Origin of the sequence: uncultured Methanobrevibacter sp. (assembly GCF_900316895.1) — an archaeon.
In the GTDB taxonomy this organism is placed as follows: Archaea; Methanobacteriota; Methanobacteria; order Methanobacteriales; family Methanobacteriaceae; genus Methanocatella.
The window spans coordinates 1-4,042 of record NZ_ONER01000117.1 but is presented as its reverse complement, the minus strand read 5'-3'; the positions used below and the strand labels follow the sequence as shown (position 1 = coordinate 4,042).

The following is a 4,042-nucleotide window of genomic DNA, read 5'->3' as shown; positions in this document are numbered from 1 at the left end:
ATCAAGACATTTATTGATTCAATGAACACTGTTTTAAACCAATTTATAGAGAATAACATTTATGAATTTGCAATATGTGATGTTCAATTGGAAACCCCAAAAGAAATACCAACTTTCAGTCCAGTCGAAACTCCATTTATCCACAAACGCTTTGAAAAGCAAGTGGAAACAAACCCAGAAAACATTGCACTTGTGGCCGAAGATGCAACATTAACCGCTGAGGAACTTAACAGAAAAGCTAATAGAATAGCTAACGCATTAATCAAAAGAGGAGTTAAACCTAAAAACAATGTATTAGTAATGCTTCAATCCCAATCGACTTAGAATACCCACAAGACAGAATCGACTACATCTATGAAAACAGCCAAGCAGACTACATCATATCCTATGAAGACAGTGACAATTCATTGAACGTTAAAGAATTACTCAAAGAAACAAACACTGAAAATCCGAATGTTGAAATCACTCCTGATGACTTGGCATACATGATTTATACATCAGGATCAACAGGAAATCCAAAAGGAGTAATGATTTCACACGAAAACATTGCAAACCAAGTACAAAACCCAAAATCACAATACAACAGCCTACTATGCATAACCACAGTTTCATTTGATGTATCAGTAGATGACATATTAACTTCCATTTCAAATGGAATAAAATTGATTTTAGCTAATGACAATCAAATTAAAAACATTCCAGAATTAACTGAACTAATTAAAGAACATAAACCTGAAGTTGCAGACTTTACTCCATCACGATTAGCTTCACATCTTGAAATTGAAGAATTCTGTGAAGCAATCAAATGTTTAAAATGCCTATTCCTTGGAGGAGAACAATTCTCAACCAAAGTATACGAAAACTTCAGGGAATACTCCGATGCAATCGTATACAACAGTTACGGACCAACAGAAACCACAATCACATCAAACAACAAGGAAATTACTGACATCAACGACATAACTGTTGGATATCCACTAGACAACTATATAACTGATGTTCGTGATATCGACGGCAAACTACTGCCACACGGAGTAATGGGAGAACTCTACATTGGAGGAGTCAGTGTAGGAAAAGGATACTACAACATGCCTGACAAAACCGAAGAAGTGTTCCTTGAAATCAACAACATCCCATACTACAGAAGCGGAGACTACGCAATATCCAGACCTGACGGAGACATAGAAATCCACGGAAGAATCGACAACCAAATCAAACTCAGAGGACTAAGAATAGAAATCGGAGAAATCGAAACCAACATCAACAAATACCCAACAATAAAACAGGCTGTAGTCGTAATCAAAGAAATAAACAACAACGACCACCTATGCGCATACTACACCGCAGAAGAAGAGGTTGGATCAGGAGAATTAAAAGAGTTCTTGAAAGACAAATTAACCAAATACATGATTCCTACCGCATACATGCAACTGGAAGAGATGCCACAAACACCAAACGGAAAAACCGATCTAAAATCACTCCCAGAACCAAAACTAGACCTCGAAAACATAAAACCTGAAAATGAAACTGAACAGAAATTATTTGAAATCACTTCCGAGTTGATTGGAACCGACCAATTCGGTACTACTGATGAATTATATGTAATAGGATTTACCTCCTTGACCTTGATGAAGTTAAACACATTAATCTTCAAAGAAATGAATGTTAACCTGGACATATCAGTATTATTCAACAGCCCTACAATTAAAAATTTAGCTGATGAAATTTTAAGCAGCGATAAGGCAAATTCAAGATTAAGTGAATTTATTGAAATGTCCAATAGCTTAGAATACTTCCCATTGACTGAAAACCAATTAGGAATATATTACGAATGCATGCAAAGTCCTGGTGAAGTAAAATATACCATGCCGGCAGTTGCCAGATTCGACAGAAAAATTGATGCTGAAAAATTAAAAGAATCAATCAGTCGAGTAATCGATGCTCACCCATATCTTAAAGCCAGAATCGTTCGTTCAGACGATGGAAGCATAAAACAATACAGAAACGACAATGCCGAAATAGATGAAATCAAAATCGTCAAGGTCGATTCCATAACTGATGAGGAAATCATCAAAAATGACGTGAAAGCATTTTCACTTGATAACGAACAACTATTCAGATTTAAGATATATGAAACCCCAGATGAAATCATACTGTTCAGCGATTTCCACCATATCATTACAGATGGGGAATCACAGTCACTCCTATTTGAAGACATAGGAAAAATTTATGAAGATAAAGAGATTGAACAGGAAATTGTTGACGGTTATACTTTCAGCCTAATTGAAAATGATTTGCAAGACAGCGAAAGATATGAATCCGCTAAAAAATTCTTTGATGACAAACTATCACAGGAAATCGATTCAACTGTCTTAACACCTGACCTTAATGGAAATCCTGAAGAGGGATTAATTAAAGATGTATATTCAAAATTAGATTCAGATCAGATTAATAAATTCTGTCTTGAAAATTCCATAGGCCATAACTCATTATTCATGTCCGCACTCATATTAACCTTGAATAAATTCACATACAGTGATGAGACATTAATAACCACAATATTCAATGGAAGAACAAATCCAAATTATTTCAATACACAAGGATTCCTAGTGAAAACACTTCCATTAATCATTAAACATGAAAACAGAGAACAAACTATTGATAAATTCCTTAAATCCGTAGATAAAACATGGATTGATTCAATAAATAACAGTATATATCCATACACCCAGATTGCTGAGGAATACCAATTAAAACCTGAAATATTCTATGCATACAACGAAGTTTCATTCTCTGAAAGTCTTATTATTAACGGTGAAGAATATGAAAGCCATGAGCTATCTGGTGCATCAGTAGCAACAGAGTACAAAATAGACATTTCAGTATTGAAACAAGATGCAGCAATTTACATTGTCATATCCTATAACGATCAATTATACTCAGAGGAGTATATTAAAAAATTCTTGGATTCAATTGAAACTGTCTTGGACCAATTTGTGAATAATGATACACAAACATTGAGAATCTGTGATGTTGAACTTGAAACAGGCAAGGAATCACCAACATTCATCCCTCTTGAAAATCCAATTATACACAAACGTTTCGAGGCACAGGCAGAATTAAAACCGGACGACATTGCATTAATTTCCAATGAAAAAACCTACACTTATAAGGAATTGAATGAGTTAAGTAATAGGGTTGCAAATGGATTGATTGAACGTGGCGTCGAACCAGGGCATAATGTTTTAATAATGCTTCCAAGAACCGGTGAGCTGATTGCATCAATAATTGGTATTTTAAAGGCAGGATGCGCATTCATCCCAATTGACATGGAATATCCTAAAGAAAGGATTGAATACATCTATGAAAACAGCCAGGCTGACTACATCATAGCCGGTGAAACCTATGACAAGTCATTAGACATTAAAGAATTGCTTGAAACTGAAAATGTCGAAAATCCTGATGTGGAAGTATCCCCAGATGATTTGGCATACATGATTTACACATCAGGTTCAACAGGAAATCCAAAAGGAGTGATGATTGGTCATGAAAATGCATGTAACGAAACTGAAGGAAACCCTAAATGCGAATACAACAACCTATTAAGTATTGCAACAATCGCATTCGACACATCTCTAGAGGATATCCTGACAGGTATAACAAATGGAATACAAATAATCTTTGCTAATGATTCTGAAATCAAAAACATTGTCGACTTAATCAAATTAATCAAAAAATACGAACCTGAAGTGATGGAATTCACACCATCAAGATTGCTGTCTTACCTGGAGGTTGAAGAGTTCTGTGAAGCAATTGGATGTGCAAAATGCATAGTCATGGGAGGAGAGCAATTCTCAGCCAAAGCATTCAACGGAGTTAAAGAATACTGCGATGCAAAAGTATACAACAGTTACGGTCCAACTGAAGCAACAATAGCTTCAAACTACAAGGAAATAACCGATCCGGAAAACATCACAATCGGAAAAGCATTAAGAAACTACGTCACCGATGTAAGAGACATTGACGGCAAGCTCCTGCCACA

1 protein-coding gene and 1 pseudogene are annotated in these 4,042 nt (G+C 35.5%); both read left to right on the top strand.

Features of this window, described 5'->3' with window-relative positions:
• Positions 1–21 precede the first annotated feature (21 nt).
• Positions 22–1,025, top strand: a pseudogene (locus QZN27_RS09305) (AMP-binding protein); the annotation flags it as partial.
• Between the two features lie 12 nt (positions 1,026–1,037).
• The coding region (locus QZN27_RS09300; protein WP_367237665.1) for an AMP-binding protein at positions 1,038–4,042 on the top strand (3,005 nt) is incomplete at its 3' end.